The organism is Selenobaculum gibii, from assembly GCF_030273445.1.
GTDB classification, from domain to species: domain Bacteria; phylum Bacillota; class Negativicutes; order ICN-92133; family ICN-92133; genus Selenobaculum; species Selenobaculum gibii.
The window spans coordinates 1419364-1439875 of the sequence record NZ_CP120678.1; the positions used below are offsets into that span (position 1 = coordinate 1419364).

General features: G+C 33.3%; 28 protein-coding genes. All 28 read right to left on the reverse strand.

What is annotated here, in order from left to right:
- Positions 1 to 122: 122 nt before the first annotated feature.
- Positions 123 to 533 carry a GerW family sporulation protein gene (gene ytfJ, locus P3F81_RS06820; RefSeq protein WP_147668963.1) on the reverse strand — a complete coding sequence of 137 codons (411 nt, stop codon included), beginning with the start codon at positions 531 to 533 and terminating at the stop codon, positions 123 to 125.
- A complete protein-coding gene (locus P3F81_RS06825) occupies positions 530 to 1114 on the reverse strand; it encodes a hypothetical protein (RefSeq protein WP_147668966.1) in 585 nt (194 codons plus the stop codon). Before P3F81_RS06825 ends, ytfJ begins: the two co-directional genes overlap by 4 nt.
- Positions 1115 to 1192: 78 nt before the next feature.
- Entirely contained in the window at positions 1193 to 1732 is a 540-nt protein-coding gene (gene scpB / locus P3F81_RS06830) for an SMC-Scp complex subunit ScpB (protein ID WP_147668968.1), read from the reverse strand.
- Positions 1722 to 2453 carry a segregation and condensation protein A gene (locus tag P3F81_RS06835; RefSeq protein ID WP_147668971.1) on the reverse strand — a complete coding sequence of 244 codons (732 nt, stop codon included), beginning with the start codon at positions 2451 to 2453 and terminating at the stop codon, positions 1722 to 1724. Before P3F81_RS06835 ends, scpB begins: the two co-directional genes overlap by 11 nt.
- 3 nt (positions 2454 to 2456) lie before the next feature.
- A complete protein-coding gene (trpS, locus tag P3F81_RS06840; protein ID WP_147668974.1) occupies positions 2457 to 3443 on the reverse strand; it encodes a tryptophan--tRNA ligase in 987 nt (328 codons plus the stop codon).
- A 12-nt stretch (positions 3444 to 3455) separates the two neighbouring features.
- Positions 3456 to 4055: a site-2 protease family protein gene (locus P3F81_RS06845; protein WP_147669239.1), complete on the reverse strand. Its 600-nt coding sequence runs from the start codon at positions 4053 to 4055 to the stop codon at positions 3456 to 3458.
- Between the two features lie 114 nt (positions 4056 to 4169).
- Positions 4170 to 4985: an EcsC family protein gene (locus tag P3F81_RS06850; protein ID WP_147668977.1), complete on the reverse strand. Its 816-nt coding sequence runs from the start codon at positions 4983 to 4985 to the stop codon at positions 4170 to 4172.
- Between the two features lie 151 nt (positions 4986 to 5136).
- Positions 5137 to 5736, reverse strand: a complete 600-nt coding sequence (gene spoVAEA / locus P3F81_RS06855) for a stage V sporulation protein SpoVABEA (RefSeq protein WP_147668980.1) — start codon at positions 5734 to 5736, stop codon at positions 5137 to 5139.
- A 34-nt stretch (positions 5737 to 5770) separates the two neighbouring features.
- Complete coding sequence (locus tag P3F81_RS06860) at positions 5771 to 6046, reverse strand: hypothetical protein (RefSeq protein WP_147668983.1); 276 nt, start codon at positions 6044 to 6046, stop codon at positions 5771 to 5773.
- Positions 6047 to 6055: 9 nt separating this feature from the next.
- Complete coding sequence (spoVAE, locus tag P3F81_RS06865) at positions 6056 to 6409, reverse strand: stage V sporulation protein AE (RefSeq protein WP_147668986.1); 354 nt, start codon at positions 6407 to 6409, stop codon at positions 6056 to 6058.
- 11 nt (positions 6410 to 6420) lie between these two features.
- Complete coding sequence (gene spoVAD / locus P3F81_RS06870) at positions 6421 to 7428, reverse strand: stage V sporulation protein AD (protein WP_309320201.1); 1008 nt, start codon at positions 7426 to 7428, stop codon at positions 6421 to 6423.
- A gap of 18 nt (positions 7429 to 7446) precedes the next feature.
- Positions 7447 to 7905 (reverse strand): stage V sporulation protein AC, encoded by a 459-nt coding sequence (gene spoVAC / locus P3F81_RS06875; protein WP_147668992.1) that lies wholly within the window; start codon positions 7903 to 7905, stop codon positions 7447 to 7449.
- 5 nt (positions 7906 to 7910) lie between these two features.
- A complete protein-coding gene (locus P3F81_RS06880) occupies positions 7911 to 8108 on the reverse strand; it encodes a dodecin family protein (RefSeq protein WP_147668995.1) in 198 nt (65 codons plus the stop codon).
- Between the two features lie 96 nt (positions 8109 to 8204).
- A complete protein-coding gene (locus P3F81_RS06885) occupies positions 8205 to 8924 on the reverse strand; it encodes a SigF/SigG family RNA polymerase sporulation sigma factor (RefSeq protein ID WP_147668998.1) in 720 nt (239 codons plus the stop codon).
- A gap of 11 nt (positions 8925 to 8935) precedes the next feature.
- Complete coding sequence (spoIIAB, locus tag P3F81_RS06890) at positions 8936 to 9367, reverse strand: anti-sigma F factor (RefSeq protein WP_147669001.1); 432 nt, start codon at positions 9365 to 9367, stop codon at positions 8936 to 8938.
- Between the two features lie 10 nt (positions 9368 to 9377).
- Positions 9378 to 9713 carry an anti-sigma F factor antagonist gene (gene spoIIAA, locus P3F81_RS06895; protein WP_147669004.1) on the reverse strand — a complete coding sequence of 112 codons (336 nt, stop codon included), beginning with the start codon at positions 9711 to 9713 and terminating at the stop codon, positions 9378 to 9380.
- Between the two features lie 150 nt (positions 9714 to 9863).
- Positions 9864 to 11015 (reverse strand): D-alanyl-D-alanine carboxypeptidase family protein, encoded by a 1152-nt coding sequence (locus tag P3F81_RS06900; protein ID WP_309320203.1) that lies wholly within the window; start codon positions 11013 to 11015, stop codon positions 9864 to 9866.
- A gap of 111 nt (positions 11016 to 11126) precedes the next feature.
- Complete coding sequence (locus P3F81_RS06905) at positions 11127 to 12296, reverse strand: phosphopentomutase (protein ID WP_147669006.1); 1170 nt, start codon at positions 12294 to 12296, stop codon at positions 11127 to 11129.
- 27 nt (positions 12297 to 12323) lie between these two features.
- Positions 12324 to 13211 (reverse strand): site-specific tyrosine recombinase XerD, encoded by an 888-nt coding sequence (gene xerD, locus P3F81_RS06910; RefSeq protein WP_147669009.1) that lies wholly within the window; start codon positions 13209 to 13211, stop codon positions 12324 to 12326.
- Positions 13212 to 13402: 191 nt separating this feature from the next.
- Positions 13403 to 13585: a hypothetical protein gene (locus tag P3F81_RS06915; protein ID WP_147669012.1), complete on the reverse strand. Its 183-nt coding sequence runs from the start codon at positions 13583 to 13585 to the stop codon at positions 13403 to 13405.
- Positions 13586 to 13615: 30 nt separating this feature from the next.
- Positions 13616 to 14245, reverse strand: a complete 630-nt coding sequence (gene spoIIM / locus P3F81_RS06920) for a stage II sporulation protein M (RefSeq protein ID WP_147669015.1) — start codon at positions 14243 to 14245, stop codon at positions 13616 to 13618.
- A 90-nt stretch (positions 14246 to 14335) separates the two neighbouring features.
- Positions 14336 to 14476 (reverse strand): hypothetical protein, encoded by a 141-nt coding sequence (locus tag P3F81_RS06925; RefSeq protein WP_309320205.1) that lies wholly within the window; start codon positions 14474 to 14476, stop codon positions 14336 to 14338.
- 90 nt (positions 14477 to 14566) lie between these two features.
- Entirely contained in the window at positions 14567 to 15097 is a 531-nt protein-coding gene (locus P3F81_RS06930; protein WP_147669018.1) for an NUDIX domain-containing protein, read from the reverse strand.
- Positions 15098 to 15391: 294 nt separating this feature from the next.
- Positions 15392 to 16165, reverse strand: a complete 774-nt coding sequence (gene spo0A / locus P3F81_RS06935) for a sporulation transcription factor Spo0A (protein ID WP_147669021.1) — start codon at positions 16163 to 16165, stop codon at positions 15392 to 15394.
- 167 nt (positions 16166 to 16332) lie between these two features.
- Positions 16333 to 17640 (reverse strand): SpoIVB peptidase, encoded by a 1308-nt coding sequence (gene spoIVB / locus P3F81_RS06940; RefSeq protein ID WP_147669025.1) that lies wholly within the window; start codon positions 17638 to 17640, stop codon positions 16333 to 16335.
- Between the two features lie 121 nt (positions 17641 to 17761).
- A complete protein-coding gene (gene recN, locus P3F81_RS06945) occupies positions 17762 to 19474 on the reverse strand; it encodes a DNA repair protein RecN (protein ID WP_147669028.1) in 1713 nt (570 codons plus the stop codon).
- A 14-nt stretch (positions 19475 to 19488) separates the two neighbouring features.
- The gene (gene argR, locus P3F81_RS06950) at positions 19489 to 19941 is read right to left on the reverse strand and encodes an arginine repressor (RefSeq protein ID WP_147669031.1); all 453 of its coding nucleotides are present in this window, start codon (positions 19939 to 19941) and stop codon (positions 19489 to 19491) included.
- Positions 19942 to 19945: 4 nt separating this feature from the next.
- Positions 19946 to 20512 carry a tRNA 5-(aminomethyl)-2-thiouridylate-methyltransferase MnmM gene (mnmM, locus tag P3F81_RS06955; RefSeq protein ID WP_147669034.1) on the reverse strand — a complete coding sequence of 189 codons (567 nt, stop codon included), beginning with the start codon at positions 20510 to 20512 and terminating at the stop codon, positions 19946 to 19948.

The window sequence follows — 20512 nt, forward strand, 5'->3', positions numbered from 1 at the left end:
AATAAAACATAATAAATATTATAAACATCTTTATAACATTCGTCAAAGGATATCCATTGTTTTATCAAATCTTTACAAAATAAAACAAGACCCCCTAAATACGAAAGTCTTGTTTTATTATTTCAATTATTTTCTTTCGATTCTAAATCATCGTAATTTGTCATATTCCCATTAAGCATTTCTTGTATTTTTTCCATTGCTTGTGGCATAAAATCCAATAATTTATCATAAACATTGTGATTGTCTACACACATAAATCGAATTCCTTGATTTACGGAACAAACTAAAAAACCGACCGGTCTTACACTAACACCTCCACCACTGCCGCCTCCAAAGCCACTTTTATTTTCATTTTGTTCTATCTCACCTTTACCACCACCAGCGACAAAACCAAAAGTTACTTTCGATATTGGAATAATCACTGTCCCATCCGGTGTAGTTACTGGATCACCTACAATTGTGTTTACATCAATCATTTCTCTAATACTGTTCATAGCAGTCTGCATGAAACCTTGTATTGACGTATCGCTCATTTTTTTGCCTCCTGCTTAAAATTTCTTATCATACATATAAAATCCCCAAAAGTAAAAGTAAATATACATTCCGCATCTACAAATAGTTGTTGTACAATAAAATTAGGTTGAATCTCAATATTAAGATATTTTGCATTATGAATAAAACAAGTATAGAACAATGAATTTAAAACGCCATAGGTAATCGATGTAATCGCAGGATCATAACAGCTATAACATATCTTTATCTTGCCTTTTTTAAAGCCGAATTTATGCTTAAAATTCCCAAAGTTTTTTTCATTTTGCGTTCTATATAAAGAACTACTAAAGATATCTTTTATTTCACTCCAGTTTTTATCCTTTGATTTATCTTCTGTTTGAGATTGAAGTTGCTGTTTTTTTAGTTTTTTCAATAAAAATTTTTCATATATTTTTTTCAGATAAGGCGAAAAGATTTTTTCGTATAAACGTATATTAAAAATAAGTATTTTAATCGTTAATAAATCTTCTGTAGAATTTTTAACATATTTTATCGATAAATTTATTTTAATAAAAAACCATGCGCAAAAAAGCAGGAAAAATATAATTAAAAGATATTTCAAAATAATCTCACCCTAATATTTTAATCATTTATACTTTCCCCAAAACAAAAAAAATTATGTATAATAAACAAAATGTTATTACACATAATCTTTTATTTCTGCCTGTATTCCTTTTTCCGGCAAGGCTGGTAAATCCTCAATACAATCTAAGCCAAAGCACTTTAGAAATTCTTCTGTTGTCCCATATAAAATTGGCCGCCCAATCACCTCTTTGCGCCCAACGTCTTCGATTAGACCACGTTCTAATAAAGTCGTCAATACACGATCGACACGCACACCTCTTAGCATTTCAATTTCCTGCTTTGTAATTGGCTGGCGAAATGCAATAATTGATAAAGTTTCTAATGCCGCTACTGACAATTTAGGTTCAACCACTTGTGCTAACGCTTCAATGATTTCTGATAGCTCTGGTTTCGTACATAATTGATATCCGCCTGCAACCTTTATAATTGTCAAGCCACGCTGACTACTTTCCATATCAGTTTTCAATTTGACGATTAAATCCTCAATATTCTCCTTATCAACATTTAAAATATCTGCAAGCCGATGGACTGATAAAGGGTCTCCATTTACAAATAATAATGCTTCAATATGCCCTTTTAATTCATCATAAAACATTATCATTTTCTCCTTTTAATTTAATATAAATTGGTGCAAATGCATATTGCTGTTCAATAAATATTCGTTTCAATTTTATTAACTCTAATAGTGCTAAAAAAGTAGTAACCATCTCTGCCTTATTAGATATACAGCTAAAAGTATCTGTAAATAAAACCGTTTTTTTATTTTTCTGTAACAAAAAAATTATATCTTCCATTTTTTCTTCAATTGTAAATGGGTCGCGCTCAACAATCGCGGCTTCTTCCACCGCAGAAGATAAAACTGCTTTAAAAGCATTAACCAAACTAGACAGCGGTAATCCCTCAAGTGGTAAATAGCGAGTCGTTAAAGATTCTGGTTGCTTAAAAAAATACTTTGCTTGTTTAACTGCCAATTGATCCAAGACTTCACTTACTTCTTTAAATCGTTTATATTCTAGTAATCGTTCTACAAGCTCCTGCCGTGGATCAATCTCCTCTTCCGCTACATCATTTTCTGACTTTGGCGGTTTTGGCAAAAGAACTCGCGACTTTATCTGCAGTAAAGTTGCCGCCATAACTAAAAATCCACTGGCTATCTCGATATTAAACTCTTGAAACTGCTCTAAATATCCCATATACTGCTCTGTTATCTCAGCAATCGGAATATCGTAAATGTTAATTTTATTTTTTTCAATTAGATGCATAAGGAGGTCCAATGGACCTTCAAATGCATCTAATTTTATTTTATACGCTTCCATAGATTACAAATGCATAGCCTCTCGAACTTCTTCCATCGTTTTAGCTGCAACTTTTCTTGCCCGCTCAGCACCATATGCTAAAATTTCTTTTACTCTTGCAGGGTTTGCTTCATATTCGGCACGACGTGTATGCATATCTGTCATTACGTCTACCATTTTTTCCGCTAACCGCTTTTTACATTCTACACAGCCAATTTCAGCCTGTTTACAACATTTACAAATTTCATTGACATTCTCTTTATTAAAGATTTTGTGAAATTTATAAGCTACACAAACATCAGGATTCCCAACATCTGTCTTTTTGATACGGTTTGGATCAGTAACAATCAAGCGAACTCGTTCTCTTAGTTCCTCTGGGCTAGCAGCGAATGGAATTTCATTTCCATAGGATTTACTCATTTTCCGACCATCAATTCCAGGTAATAGCGATGATTTGCTTAACTGCGCTTGCGGTTCTGGAAATACTGGTTGATATAGATTATTAAATCGACGAACAATCTCGCGCGAAAGTTCTAAATGTGGAATTTGATCTTCCCCTACTGGAACATATTCCGCTTTATATAAGATAATATCCGCTGTCATCAATTCAGGATATCCGAGGAATCCATATGTATTAATGTCTTTACCCTGTTCACCAAGTTGTTGAAGTTTATCTTTATACGTTGGAACACGCTCTAACCAGGATAATGGAGTCATCATGGATAAAAGTAAATGTAATTCAGCGTGTTCCTTTACTTTCGATTGAACAAAAATTACATTTTTCTCTGGATCAAGCCCAGCGCTCAGCCAATCTAGCGCCATATTATGAATATTTTCGGGAATTTTACTTGTATTTTCAAAAGCAGATGTCAATGCATGCAAATCAACAATCGAAAAAAAGCATTCATATTCATTTTGTAATTTAACCCAGTTTTCTAATGCACCAAGATAATTCCCCAAATGAAATCGTCCTGATGGTTGCATCCCACTAAAAATACGTCCTTTAGTCATTAATAATTCCTCCTAAAAAATCAGCATAATAAATTGATTCATTAAAAAATTTAAAAAATATTGGACAGGACGAATAATCGCCCCAATTACACCGATATAAATTAATGCAATAAGAATAAATGATCCATATCTGCTGTAACTTTCATATTGATAAGCCAGTTTATGTGGCAGAAAGTTCATTAAAACTTTAGACCCATCAAGCGGCGGAATAGGGATCATATTAAAAATGGCAAAGATAATGTTATAGGTATAAATCATTTTCAATGTAATAATTAACCAATCTGTCAATACATTAAATTTTAATAAAATAACCATAACTATCATAGCTAAAAATGCCATAATCAAATTAGCAGCCGGACCTGCCAAAGCAACCCACATCATTCCCTGTCGCCAATTTTTAAAATTACGCGCCTCAACCTCAACGGGTTTCGCCCAACCAAATTGAACGAGCCATAACATAATCAGTCCAATCGGATCAAGATGTGGAATTGGATTTAAAGTCAACCTTCCTTGAAATCTTGGTGTAGGATCGCCTAAATGAACGGCCACTCTAGCATGTGCATATTCATGTATCGTTAAAGCAATCAACAATGCCGGAATACGAAAAATCATATCTGCATCAAACACGTATCTACCAACCTCCTAAATCATCATAAGTTATATAAAATTCGTCATAAAGATAATCAATCCCTGCAAAAGATGCAAAGATTGTACGATCCCTTCAAATCATCGCATAACTTTTTGATTATCGATTAACCAGCGCTCTTGATAAGAACATTTTGCCGCAGCGACGACTTCATTTATATACCAAACATTAATTGCTGCCCCAACACCAGAACTGATTACCGGTAATGCCTGCATTAGCTTGCGTCTTGCCATATTCATTCCTAACTGTTTAGTTAACTTCTCTACAGTCATTACCGCATACCTGCGATTTAATTGTTTTTTTGCAAATTCCCCCATCAGTCGATTTGATTCCTCTTCCAATACGATATTAATTTCATTCATCATCGTTAAAGCTACCATCTTTTCTTCTATTGTATTCGCTCCTGCAGCGGACAAAATTCCAAATACAAAATCTTGCTCCCACACTTCAATTCCTTCATATCCATAACACAAACCAATTTTATAAATCGTTCTCAGTGCTAACGTGATGACTGCAGGCACATCGATTACCAAACCCGTGAACCCAGCCCAGCCTGTCGCCGCCCCTTCGGTCGCTGCAATCCCCAATGCCCACTTTTCTATATCGTGTGCTAAAAAATCAGAAATAGCCAATCCTTTATGCCGCAAATATTTAATTTCAGCTACCGCAGCAGTATTTTTTAATTTTTCAACATCTGTCGTTTTTTTCGCAATAGAATTTGCACTATCGAGAACATACTTTATCCCTTGCAAAGGAATTATTTTTTCTAATACCCAAGACGCAGGAGCTGTTACCTTATCCAGAGCCTTTGCGATAATTCCTGGTTCTGCAGATTTCCATTGTTGAATTAAACAATACTGTGTTTCCTCATATTCTGACATTCTGGGTCTATACATCTATTACACCTCATATTAAAAGTACAAATTTGCATAATGATGATGTATTTCGCCTTTTCATTCTTATTTTCCTTTATCCGATGACGAATCTACTTTTAAACGTTTTTTTTATTAAATCCTAATTTATGCATAAACAGAAATCCTGTGAAAATCACAGGATTTCTGTTTGATAATCAATACTGTTTTTTTGCAAAATTTCTTCGATAGCCTTTCTTGTAATTGGTGCACCAATACAAATATCATCTTTTCTTTTCATTTTGCCAACATCCCCTATACCAACGACTAAAGGTATATCCAATTCATTAAGTACATCTACAGTATCTCCCTTTATGATTGGTTCACCAATCATAAGATTTCCACATTTTTTATCACCTTTTTTATCTACTGCCGTACGACTAATCGTTCCATCTTTTGCAATACATAAATCAACTTTAGCTCCTTGAATTCCTGTAGTATTAGATGCTACAGCAACCGCCCCCAGCACTTCAATATCTGGATGCTTTGCCACATACTCTAGCGCAAACTCTCCCATCCCTTTTTCTGGCTCACCTTTATCATCAAACATCACCAAAACTGGATCATGCTCAGCTTGTTTTATTAAATTTACCATTGTCTCGCCAGAAATCGGAGTCGGATTCCCTGCGGAGGCGGATATACATCTTAGATTTAAAGATTGTGCCACTGTCTCAACTGCCTCTTGTGCAACACTATCCCCATCAGTTACCAAGATAACCCGAACTCTTTTTTTCATACATTTCCCCTCAATTCAAGAATCTCGTATTGCATCATGATTCATTTGCTTGAGCATCACTTAATAACTTTTCACTTTTTACAATAATACTTTTTAAATTTTTCATACTATGACTCAATTCTTCTGACATTTCATATTGCATAGCACTTATTTTCTTTACATTTTCACTCCAATTTTCTTGCGTCTTCTTTTCCCTATCCTTTTCTGTAGAATCCTGCTGCTGCGAAATAAGTTTTTCTAAACACTCAATTTTTTGATCCATTTCCTTCATCAATGTCAATATCTCATCTTCTATCATTTGCTTTTTCATTCATTCACCTTATCCTTTTGGATTAAAAATTAGTGACATTAAAAACCCAAAAAAAATTGCTGACATCAATCCAGCAGAGGTAGCTGTCAATGCCCCTGTAAATATCCCTAAAAATCCTTGTTTATCCACCGCTTCGATTGTTCCAGCCGCTAAAGAATTCCCAAATCCGGTTAAAGGTATCGTTGCACCAGCGCCACCAATTTCTATTAAAGGTTGATACCAACCTAACCCGCCTAAAATTGTCCCTGCAACTACAAAAGAAACGAGTACATGCGCCGGTGTCAACTTCGTTAAATCCATTAACAGCTGACCAATAACGCAAATAATACCACCTATAATAAAAACCATGATATAATCCTGCATCCTTATCCCTCCTAAGCTTGTATTGCTACAGCATGAGCAATACAAGGAATAGATTCTTTCTGTTGATAAGATGTTGGACTGTGTAAACTCCCTGTTCCAACTAACAAAACTTTCTTATATTGTTTTTTTTGCAGCATTTTGTAAATATGCCCATTGAAAACTACTGCTGAACTCGCACAACCACTCGCACCTGCGTGTGCATCTTGCTCTTCTCGATAAATCATACATCCACAATCTTGATAGTTATTACTAAGATAAAAGCCATGCTCTGCACATAATTTTATGACCATTGTTTTACCAATCATCCCTAAATCACCAGTAAATATCATGTCATATTCACTTGGTTGTATACCAAAATCATTAAAATGACAAAGTAATGTATCTGCTGCCGCTGGTGCCATCGCAGCTCCTAATGAATTCGTATCTTTGATCCCCATATCTACAATTTTTCCAATGGTTGCACCAACAACTCGAGGGCCATCTCCTACAGTGGAGATTAAAGATGATCCCGCTCCAGTTACCGTCCATTGTGCAACGGGCGGTCTTTGTACGCCTAACTCTGTAGGAAAACGATACTGTCTTTCTGCAGCATCATGATGACTTGATGCTGCAGCAGCGACAAGATTTGCGAATCCCCCATCAATCATCATTGAGCTGATAAGAATACTCTCCGCCATTGTTGAACAAGCTCCATATAACCCTAAAAAAGGGCGTTGCAATGTGCGCATTGCAAAATGGGTACTCATCAATTGGTTTAATAAATCCCCTGCTAAAATACACTCTATTTCACTCACTTGTTTATTAGCTTTTTCTGCAGCCTTTGCTATTACTTGTTCCATCATATACGACTCACATTTTTCCCAACTATCAAACCCATTAATATTGTCTTCCATCAAGATATCAAAGTTTTCTCCCTGGTATCCCTCTTTCTCTTTTGGACCACCAATATTAGCGGTAGAAATAATAATAGGCGGATTTGCGAATTGGATACTTTGTTGTCCAATTTTTTTATTCATCATTATCACCTCTTAACTAGCTCACCAAAAAACTCTAAACCATCGAATCAAACCTACAATAAAGGCCATAACTAATCCATATACAATTACAGGACCAGCAATGACAAACATCTTAGCTCCAATGCCAAAAACAAATCCCTCCCGCTTAAATTCCATTGCACAAGATACAATAGAATTTGCAAATCCTGTTATAGGCACAACAGAACCTGCCCCAGCTCTTTTCCCAATTTCGTCATATATACCAATACCCGTTAAAAAAGCACCTAAAAAAACCATCACAGAAGAAGTAGCAGCAGCAGCATCCTTTTTGATTAAACCTCCATCTAAAAAATAATTTTGAACAACTTGTCCAATGCAACAAATCAATCCTCCGACACAAAATGCCCATAATATATTTTTCATCACTGGTGGTTTAGGAACAATTCCATCTACTTTATTTTGGTATTGCTTTTGCATTTCATTCTTTGATAACTTTTTCATATTAATCACTTCACTTTAAATGCCAACTTTACATTAGCGCGATATTCTACAATTTCGCCTTCATTTATGTTTGCAGTAAAATTCGTTACTTCTACACCTACAATATAATGAATCGTTTTTGCTGCTTCATGTACAGCATTGTCAACCGCTTCTGTCCAATTATTTTTGGAGCTACCAACCAATTCAATAACTTTTACTACCATTTATATCAAACCTCCAATATTAATAAACTTCATATGTATTTTCTTCTTTTAATCATTTTTTATACTCACAAAATAAAAATAGATCTCTTACGAGATCTATAAAAAGTTCTTAATTTTTTTTAATGCTTGCTTTTCAATTCTTGATATTTGAACTTGTGACAGACCAATTTGGTTGGCGATTTCCGATTGTGTTTTATCTTCATAAAAACGCATTCTTATTACATACCGCTCTTTTTCAGATAATCGGTCTATTACCTCATTTAGTGTTATTTTCTCAAGACAATCTATTTCATCATTTGTACTTGCGATTTGATCTAATAACAATAACTGATCCCCACTATTATTTGTAGTAGCTTCATATAATGAAACAATGGGCTGCATTGCGTCTAAAGCAGAAATAATTTCTTGCGTAGATAATTCCGATTTTTCTGCAATTTCTTGGATTGTCGGTTCATGCCCTAATGATCCTCTCAAAAATTCCTGAACTTTATGTACTTTATACGCAATATCTTTTATAGGTCGACTTACCTTAATTGGATTGTCATCACGTATAAATCTTCGTATTTCACCTATAATCATCGGTACTGCATAGGTAGAAAACTTTACATTAAAAGATAAATCAAATCTTTCTATAGCCTTTACCATCCCCATACACCCAATCTGAAATAAATCGTCCCATTCATAACCACGATTTGTAAACCTATGGACGATACTTCGTACTAAATTTAAATTTTCTGTCAATAAAACTTCTTTTGCTCCTATATCTCCTGATTGAGCCTGAGTAATTAAATCCATTATCTTTTCATTACTCAACATACACAGCCCACCTACTGTGCAGAAAAGCACTGAATTTTTCTAATCATCTTCACACGGGTGCCTTTACCTAACTCTGATGATACTGACAAATCATCCATAAAAGATTCCATAAAAACAAAGCCCAATCCCATTCTTTCGGGATCACTTGAATAAGACGGTTCTCGTGCCATTTCAACATCAGCAATTCCTTTTCCAAAATCCTCTATAATATATTCAATCTTATCTTCATATAAAGTCATGCAAAATTCAACGATTCCTTTTTCTTCACCATACCCATGAATAATTGCATTAGATACAGCTTCTGAAATTGCAACTTTAATTTCTTCAATATCACTTAAAGTCAACTCTGCTTGAGCGGAAAAAGTTGCTGCTGATAATCTTGCAATACTAACATTTTCACTTGAGCTATACATAGACATTTTAATTTGATTTTTAATCTCCATCATATCCTCCTCATAAGCAAGTAAATGCATCCGTTTCTGTTGGATAAGTTTTTATAATTTTAAACAGCCCAGACAATTCAAAAATCCTCATAACAACAGGTTGGATACCCACTATGCATAAACTTCCACCCATAAAATGAATTTTTTTATATCGTCCTAAAATAGCTCCAATGCCAGAACTATCGATAAACTCAACTCTTTGTAAATTCAATATAACCTCTTTAATTCCTGTATTATCCATACATTTATCTAAAGTGTTTCGAAAATCATCTGTCACGTGCATATCTAACTCTCCATCAACACGCACTACTAATACACCTTTATTTATTAACGTTGTTATTACCATATTATCCTCCTCAAACTCTTTTTCTTTTTCATAGTATTCTATCTTATTCTATAAAAGGAATAAATTACCTTCTAGATTGTAAAAAAATAACGAAAATGTTTTTACATTTCCGTTATTTTATAAATTTATCAAGTTAGCAAACAATTACTCTCATGGTAATAATAATTTTTCCACAAGATCCGTTATCGTAGAAAAGAAATTTTTTCTTTCCACGTTTTCTTGCGCCAGTAAATCTGTACTCCCTACACAAACCGTTTCATCATATAGATAAACTTCACCATATTTTTCCCCTGCAATGACCGGCGCAGTTATATTTTCCTCAACTTTAACTTCTTTTCTTAACTGATTTTTATTTTCCTTTTTTATCGTAATATTTATATCGTCTTTTGCAATTAAAATGATTTTCTTCTTTACCCCTTTACTTACGTTAGTTTCACAAATCGCTTCATTTTTTTGCATAGCTTGAATTGCTTTATAGTTAGCAAACCCCCAATCTAATAATTTCATACTTTCTTTTAAGTGTTGTCTAGGTTCAGGTGCAGCAAAAACAACCGATATCAATCGTAAACTATCACGCTTTGCCGTACCAGCAAAGCAGTATTTTGCCTCTTCAGTCCAGCCTGTCTTTAAACCATCAGCTCCTTCATACCACCATAATAATTTATTCGTATTAACTAACCAATTTTTACCATCACGTAGCCAATATTCTTTTATGCTGGATACCTCTCTATACAGATCGTGCTTAACAGCTTCCTTCACAATAAGTGCCGTATCATAAGCACTCATATAATGATTTTCTACTGGTAATCCATTCACATTTGAAAAGTGTGTATTTTTTAATCCTAATGCTAAAGCGCGTTGATTCATTGCTGAAACTGCGGATTCTTCGTCCCCATAAATATATTCCATCATTGCCATTGCAGCATCATTTGCACTGACAACAGCTGTCGCTATTAATAAATTTTTAAACGTCATTTTTTCGCCAGTTTCTAACCAAATCTGTGAACCACCCTGACGATATGCATGTTCACTTACAGAAACTAAATCATCTAAGTTTACACGTTTTTCCTCAACAGCTTCTACTGCTAATAAAATTGTCATTGTTTTTGTTACACTAGCCGGTGACAATTTTTCATTACTGTTTTTCTCAAAAAGAATATTTCCGTTCTCATCCATTAAAATTGCCGATTTTGCTTGTAATTCAACTGAAGCATCAACATTTTTTATAAAAAGATTACTTACAAAAAAACAAATTAAACTACATACCATAAAAAATGACGTATATTTTTTTATTTTTTTCACAAAACAACGCTCCTTTCCTATTTTGTAATATTAGATTATCCAACAATAAATTTTATACACTGGAAATAAATAATCAAATAAAAGAAGTCATTGATTCAACAATGACTTCTTTTATTTGATTAATAACGTTTTTCCATATGAATTTTTAAGATTGAAATTTTCAGCAATTGTTGCCGCTACATCAGAAAAACTAGTACGAGTCCCTAGATTTTTTCCTGTTAAATTTTTATTATAAACTAAAATTGGAACATATTCACGACTATGATCTGTAGAAGGTGTCGTCGGATCGCAGCCATGATCTGCCGTAACTATAAGGAGATCATCCGTATTTAATAAGGGTAAAAAGGTTTTCAATTCCTCATCAAAATCTACGAGAGCTTGTGCATAACCTTTTGCATCATTTCTATGACCATATTGGCTATCAAACTCTACTAAATTGGCCATAATTAGACCTTTAATATCTTGCTGCTTTACTAAGCTAGTTAAGAGCTCCATCCCATGTTTATTTGATTTTGTTGGATTTGACTTCGTTAAACCTCTTTGTGCAAAAATATCGCCGATTTTACCAATTCCAATCACATTATATCCTTGCTCCTTCAGTTCATCTAATACAGTGTTTTCTGGTGGTAACAAGCTATAATCATGACGATTAGGAGTACGAATGAATTTCCCATTTTCTCCAATGAAAGGTCTGGCGATAATTCGTCCCACTGCATCTTTTCCTATGCACACTTTATCACGTGTAATTTTACATATATTATATAGATTTTCCAATGGAATTACATCTTCATGTGCAGCTATTTGAAATACACTGTCTGCAGATGTATATACAATTGGATAACCCGTCTTTACATGTTCTTCCCCTAATTCTTCAATAATTTTTGTACCCGAAGCCACTTTATTACCTAAAACAGGAAATCCTGTTAGCTCCGTAAATCTTTTGATTAAATATTCTGGAAAGCCTTTTGGATATACAGGAAAAGAAATTTTCAATGGACAGCCTGCAATTTCCCAATGTCCGCTAGTTGTATCCTTTCCTTTTGAAATTTCCATCATTTTCCCAAAGTTAGCCAATGGATTTTGTACATTTTTAATCCCTTTAATATTAGAGATGCAACCCAAGCCTAAAGATTCTAAAGTTGGCAAATACAACCCATCACATACTTTAGCAATATTACCTAATGTATTTGATCCGACATCACCAAATTTATCTGCATCTGGTGCTTCTCCAATACCTACACTATCCATAATGATAACAAAAATTCTTTTAAACAATCTCATCAACTCCTATCACAACAATTACTTTCATTATGCACGCGGATGTGATTTATCATACACTTCTTTGAGCGGATTTTTTACTATTTGCGTATATAATTGAGTTGTCGATATATCAGCATGCCCCAACATTTCCTGTACAGAACGTAAATCTGCACCATTTTCTAATAAATGCGTTGCAAAAGAATGTCTTAGCGTATGTGGGGTAATATCTTTAGTAATACCGGCTTCTTGTGCATATTTTTTTATAATTTTCCAAAACCCTTGTCTTGTTAATCGACCACCATGATGATTAATAAATAATGCTGGTTCATCATATGTACGAACAACTTTCATTCTTCCTTTTATAATATAATCGTGTACTGCTTTTACTGCAATGGAACCAAGCGGAACAATCCGATTCTTTGATCCTTTTCCATAACATTTAACGTACCCCATATCTAAATTTATATCAGATATGTTTAATGCGATTAATTCCGAAACTCTAATACCGGTAGCGTAAAGTAACTCAAGCATCGCTTTATCTCTTAATCCTCCAGAAGATTTTATCTCTGGTTGTTTTAACAATTCCTCAACCTCATGAACAGAAAGAATTTTAGGCAATTTTTTTTCTACTTTAGGTGTATCTAATGATTGAGATGGGTCACTTTCTAAATAATTTTCTTTAACAAGGTACTGATAAAATGCTTTAATTGCAGCAATATTTCGTGAAATTGTTGACACAGCACGACCTTTAGTTTGTAAACTTTTTAAATATTCTTGGATCATATTCTCATTAGAATCTTTTTCAACTTCTAAATTTAAATCGTTCATATAATTTTGAAATTGCTTTAAATCACGACCATAGGATTCCAAAGTGTTTTTTGCTAATCCACGCTCAATTGCTAAATAATTTATAAAAGCATTTACGTATCCTTCCATGATTACCATCCTTCACTCTTCATACACTATACACAATAAAAATTATGCTGCAAATAAATTTTGCTGTTCTAAATTAACAAATAAAACCTTAGTTTACTAGTATAAAACAATAATTACATACATAATAAATTCCACATAAAAAACTATTCCCCTGTAGTATATATCAAATAAATAAAATAAATTTTACCAAATTAAACACGTAAAGGCTCCTGATATTTTCGATCTTGAATTTGATATTGGTCAGGCTGAAAAATTGAAGTATCGCCTATTAACTTTGATAAAACATAACAGGTAAGAATCATTAAAATAATAATAATAATAAATATTTTTCCTATTTTCATGAAAAAGTTTTTATTTATTACATACATAACCAAGATTAGACCTCCTTTATATAAGTCATTCTCCTAAAATAAATTGACAATCCATCTCATAAATACGGGGGAAACATAAACTTCTAATAAGGAGCTTAAAATTATTCCAATACACAAAATAAAGCAAATAATACTATATAAGATAGATGAATATGCCAGATTATCTTTTTTATATTGCCTTCTTTTAATTAAGTTTAGAGAGAAGTTAATTGCTGCTATACTCATTATTAAAATCATTGGAATACTTAATAAGTTATGTGGGAGAACAACAGCTAAAGCTAAAAAAATCCCTTTATAAATATATTCATTAACCAAGAACCCTACTGTAAATCCAATAACAATTCCCTTTAAACAAACAATTCCTAGAACAAACGGCAATCCTATAATCGTAAATCCTAAAATCCATATAGCAAGTATAGTTTTTGTGTTCTTAATGATGACATCACCAAGAATCATGCTATCATTTATCTTGGAAGTATCTGATAGGCTGCTTAAATATAAATTTAAATAGCCTGCTAATTCATTTCTCTGAAGTTCAGGTAAAAACTTCATTGCCATAGCACCAATTACAATTCCAACTAATAAAACCAATATAGAAAAAAAATATTTTGCAATATTTTTTTTTAAATGTTCGAGGAAAACATACCGAAATTTATTATACATAAAAATCCCCCTTGTATAATGCTATTACACCTTATGCAAAGAGGATTTAGTTTAGACCAATTTGTCCACTTTATTAACTTATACTATACGCTATCTCTGAAGTTCAGGTAAAAACTTCATTGCCATAGCACCAATTACAATTCCAACTAATAAAACCAATATAGAAAAAAAATATTTTGCAATATTTTTTTTTAAATGTTCGAGGAAAACATACCGAAATTTATTATACATAAAAATCCCCCTTGTATAATGCTATTACACCTTATGCAAAGAGGATTTAGTTTAGACCAATTTGTCCACTTTATTAACTTATACTATACGCTATACACCCGCTAATAATAGAGCCAAAATACTTTTTGCATCATTAATTTTTCCATTTTGAATCATATTTTTTATTTCTTCTTTAGTATATTTTACAACATGAATAAATTCATCTTCATCTGGACATTGTTTTCCTGTAATCAAATTCTCTGCCACATAAAGATGAATCATTTCATTTGAGAATCCAGGGGTTGTTGCAATAGATGTTAACTTACGTATTTTTTGCGCAGTATACCCTGTTTCTTCTTTTAATTCTCGAATAACACATTCATCTGGGTGCTCCCCACTATCTAGTTTTCCTGCAGGAACTTCTAACATAACCTTGCCAACTGGATATCGATATTGTCTAACCAAAGCTATCTTACCATCATTACATATAGGAACAACCGCTACCGCTCCTGGATGCTCAATCCATTCTCTTGTTGCTTTTTTCCCATTTGGTAAAGCAACAGTATCTTTTTTTACTTTTAATAATGCACCATCAAATACATTTTCAGAATGCAAAAATTTCTCCTTTAAATCTTCATCCATTTCCGTATCCTCCAATAATAAACTAAAGCTTAATTCAGATAATTTTTAATTCTACTCACATTTTTCCAAAGACTCAACCACTCTAACTCTCACTTATAAAAGCAGAAAATTTATAAGCAGATAAGCAAAATCTTTATGCTTAGATTTCGTTATGTAAGCGAATGAATCATAGGATAAGTCCTTATATAGTAATCTACTATACGTTAATAAATAAGTAAAGTTTTTTATCATGTCCACAAATATTTCTTTACTAAATAAATAAATCCCAACGATTATCGTTAGGATTTATTTATCTTAAGCCCGCATTTCCATTCTTAATTTATCAGCAATCATTGCCATAAATTCAGAATTAGTTGGCTTACCTTTATCAAGTTTAATTGTATAGCCAAAAATCTTATTAATCATATCCATATTGCCTCTGCCCCAAGCAACTTCAATTGCATGGCGGATAGCTCTTTCCACACGACTTGGTGTTGTCATGTATTTTTCAGCAATTAATGGATATAAAACCTTTGTAACTGCTCCAAGCAGTTCCACTTCATTTATAATCATCATAATTGCATCGCGTAAATACTGATATCCTTTTATATGCGCGGGAATTCCTATTTCTCGAATAATATTGGTCACTTCCATATCCATAGGTCTTGCTTTTATTGCTTGCGCAACAACTAAAGGTCTTTGCTCTGTAATTGTTCCAGCTAATTGTCTAATCCTACTAGCAATTACATCAACATTAAATGGTTTTAAGATGTAGTAATCTGCTCCTAATTCTACAACTTGCTGTGTAATACTTTCTTGACCTATCGCAGTCAACATGATAATTTTTGGGCGCTTTACCGATGAATTATTTAAAGCTTCTAAAACACCAATGCCGTCAAGGTGAGGCATGATTATGTCAAGTATAATGACATCTGGTTCCTCTGCTTCAATAATTTTCAAGATTTCTTCTCCATCATAAGCTACCCCTGCAACCTCGATATCAGGTTGTTCTGACAAATACTCCTGAATAATTCCTACAAACTCACGATTATCATCAGCTACAGCAACACGAATTTTTCCTTTTATCACCTATTATCCTCTCCTTGCACTTTATAAGAACATAATAGGTATATTCGACAGTTACCTTTTATTCCCTCTATTTTTTGTAAAAAATATACAACAATTTTTTCAACATTTTCCGACATTTTTTTTATATATTTAAAAATATCCTACATTTTTTATTAATATCTATAAATTTATCCGAATAGGGATGGAATTTTTTCATTATTTTGTTTAGGAATAATTCCGCCCTCCATTAACATCCAGTCAATAAAGCAACCATATCCACGTGTTGGATCATGAACAAATACATGTGTAACTGCACCTATTATTTTTCCTTTTTGGATTATCGGGCTACCACTCATTCCTTGCACTATTCCCCCAGTTCTTGAAAGTAAATTATTATCTACAACTTTTACGACTAGCCCTTTTCCCTTAGGATAACTCTGCATATTAATTTTTTCTATTTCTACTGCAAACTTTTCTATTTTTTGTCCCTCAACTACTGTTAAAATCTCAGCTGCCCCTGTTTCGATTTCTGCCATTGACGCAACTGACAATTCACTCTCATAATAGTCTACAATAGCATCTTTATTTATCCTACCATAAATACCAAAATCAGTATTTTTATCAATAGTGCCCATTAATTGCTCTACATCTAAAAATCTTCCTATTTTTTCCCCCGGCGAACCAGCTTTTCCATTTTGTATTCCAGCTACTGATGCTTGAACTATTTTCCCATTCTCACAATTGATGGATTGACTTGTATCACTATCAACAATCACATGTCCTAACGCTCCATAGACATTGCTTTTTGTATCATAAAAAGTCATTGTACCTACGCCAACCGCACTATCTCTCACAAACAATCCTATACGATATCGTTTTGTTTGTTGGCAAAATACAGGCTGAACTTGTATTTCTTTTATTTCAGCATCATGTTTAAATTCTATTTTTAAAGGTATATTATTTTTCCCCGCCTCTTCAACGGCCTCCGCCACATCTATATCTTTTTTCATTATCTTATTATTAATACTAATAATTATATCTCCAACATCTATCCCTGCATCTTTTGCCGGAAAATATCTTTGCCCTCCTGCATCAATAATTGGCGATGTTCCAACTACCATAATTCCTTCTGAATGCAAAATTACGCCAATTGATTGTCCACCAGCCTTCACATGAATTGGTTGAATCACCTCTACTGCAACCTCTTTTATTGGAATAACACCTAGCAATTTAAATTCTACAATATTGCTATTTAATTTAACTGAATCCAAAAATACAGGTTGCAACGAAGAATCAAGTTTGTTTGTAACTTCGGATTTGACCGCATTATTTACTGTCATTGTAAAAGGATAGTTCGTTTGAAACACTTTTAGATCCTCTTGCATTATAACGATTTGCTCTGGTAATGCGTAGATATTACGAAATTGTGGCAATAAAGAAAATGCAATAATCATTAAAGAAAAAATTATTCCAATAAGTTTCTTATAATTTTTCATTGTTCACCATCCTTAATCAATTACTTATCAAAATTATTTTTCCTGTTAAGAATCAGATTATTCTGCATTTATTCCTACATATTTCCAAAAACTTATTGAAATATAGAAAAAGAGGCGTATTTTAAATTACGCCTCTTTTTCCCATTGATTTTTTTTTAAATTGTGCATTTTTTTTCATTTCTAAGGCATTGTCCATTGCCGCTTTTGTGATATCTGCCCCGGATGCCATTCTCGCCAATTCATTCAAATGTTCAGTATCATCTAGCAACTTAATACTCGTAATCGTTTTTCCATCATAGGTTTGTTTTTCTATATATAAATGTGAATCTGCCATACAAGCAATTTGAGGCAAATGTGTAATGCAAAGAACCTGTTTATGCATTGCTACCATAGCAATTTTTTCTGCTACCATCTGCGCTGTTTTCCCACCAATTCCCGTATCTATCTCATCAAAAATCATAACACCAATATCCTCTTTATCTGCACATACAGCTTTAATCGCTAAAGCTATGCGTGACAGTTCACCACCAGAGGCTACTTTTTGTATAGCCTTTAACTGCTCACCTAAGTTAGCCGAAAATAATATTTCTATATCATTTATACCATAATAGTCTAATTTTTCATTTCGCGTTACCGCAATTTTAAAATGAACATTTGCCATTCCTAAATCCATCAAATGCTCCTGAATACTCTTTTCTAATTGTATAGCAATCGCCTGACGCCTTTGACTTATCTCGTCCGCGAGCTTTCGCATGTTGACCTCTAGCAAATCAATAGTTGATTTTAACTTTGAAACAATCTCATCAAAATTTTCAATTTCTAATAATTCCTGTTTTGCGTTATTATAATGATGCAAAACATCTGCAATTGTCGCGCCATATTTCTTTCTTAATTTATAAATTAAATCCATTCTATCTTGCAACTTATTTAACTTTTCTGGATTATAATCTAATTGATCGCCATATTCACGTACCTCATAGGTACACTCTTCTAATTGACAAATTGCTTCATTAATCATTTTCAATGCATTTAAAACTTGGCTATCATAACGACTAATTGTTTCTATATTTTTCTTTAATTCTATCAGTGATGGAACTATTGCAACATGACCTTTGTCTCCACTCTCTAACAATAGGTAAGATTTTTTTGCCAGATCTGAAATTTTTTCTGCATTTGCTAATATTTTTATTTCTGCCTCTAACTTCTCATCTTCATTTTCTTTTAATTTTGCCGCAGCAATCTCATCAATCTGCCATTTTAACATGTCAATCCGCTGTGCATACTCTCTTGATTCCGCTTCTTTTTTCTGTAAAATTGCAACCTCTTTACGCCATGCTTGATAAATTTGTCTATACTGCATTAAAAGTTCTTTAATTTTTAGGTCGTTATTATCGACTAAAGCAAACTGATTTTCATGCCGAAATAATGTTTGATTTTCATGCTGACCATGCACATCAATTAGTAATTCACCAAATTGTTTCAGCAACATTAAGGTTACCTGACAATCATTAATCATAATCGTATTTTTTGCATTTTTAGAAACTTTACGACTAATAATTAAAACCTCTTCATTATCAACTATCCCGTTTTCAATTAAAAAGGTTTTAATATCCATGCGATTTGAAATGTCAAAGACAGCTTCTACCCTAAACCAATCCATACCATTTCGAATATATTCTACAGACATTCGTTTGCCTAAAATCGCTCCAAGCGCATCAATAATAATCGACTTTCCCGCCCCAGTCTCACCAGTTAAAATATTTAAACCTTCTGAAAAATCAACCTTTATCTGCTCAATTAAAGCAAAATTCCATACCGTTAATCTTTTTAACATATGATTTACTCCTATTAATTTGTCAAGGATTCAAGTTTTTTCAGAACTTCAGCTACTGCATCTATTGGTTTTACAACAACTAATATATTATCATCACCAGCTACTGTTCCGATAATTTCTGGCCATTTCGCATAATCAAGTGTAGAGGCAACAGCATTTGCAGCTCCCGGCAATGTTTTAATCACAATAATATTTTCGCTAAAATTTAATCCAATCACAGAGTCTTGAAACATTCTAGCCATACGAGATTTAGAAAATATAACATTTTTCTCTATAGGATAGGCATATCTATACCTTCCATCGCCTGTTGGAATTTTAATTAACATCATCTCTTTAATATCTCGTGACACAGTTGCTTGCGTAACTTCAATATTCTGTTTTCGCAAAGCTTCCGCTAAATCTTCTTGTGTTTCAACAATCGTATTTTCAATGATTTCTTTTATTCGGGCATGACGTATAGCCTTCATAAAATCAACTCCTTACTTTTTCAATCAAGTATACTACTGGGGCTGTACTTGCGTGATTGATCATCGACCAACAGCTAACAGTATAATTTTTCACGGGTAAATTACTCAAAAAATCAATTAAATAATGATATTCTCTCTTGCCACTCTCATGCCCGGGATATGCCGTAATCGCAACTACACCTCCAACATTTAACAATTGAAGCATTGCTTCAATTGCAGGCATTGTAGTATCAATCGTTGTCGTAAGCTCATGATTTCCACCGGGTAAATAGCCCAAATTAAAAATTGCAACATCAACACCTCGTAATACATATTGTTTTACATTCGCATGATTATCTAAAATAAGTGTTACTTTTCGCTCTAACCCTTTTTCCTGCAATTTTTCCTTTGTGCAGCGCAATGCCAATTCTTGAATATCAAATGCATAAATTTTAGCTGTCGCTAATGAATTTTCTGCAAGATATAAAGTATCGTTTCCTTTGCCTGCTGTTGCATCAACAAGAATCTCAGCACGATATACCTGCTCTTGAATTAACTTATGCGCAACACTTACAGGATTTAAGATCTGCAT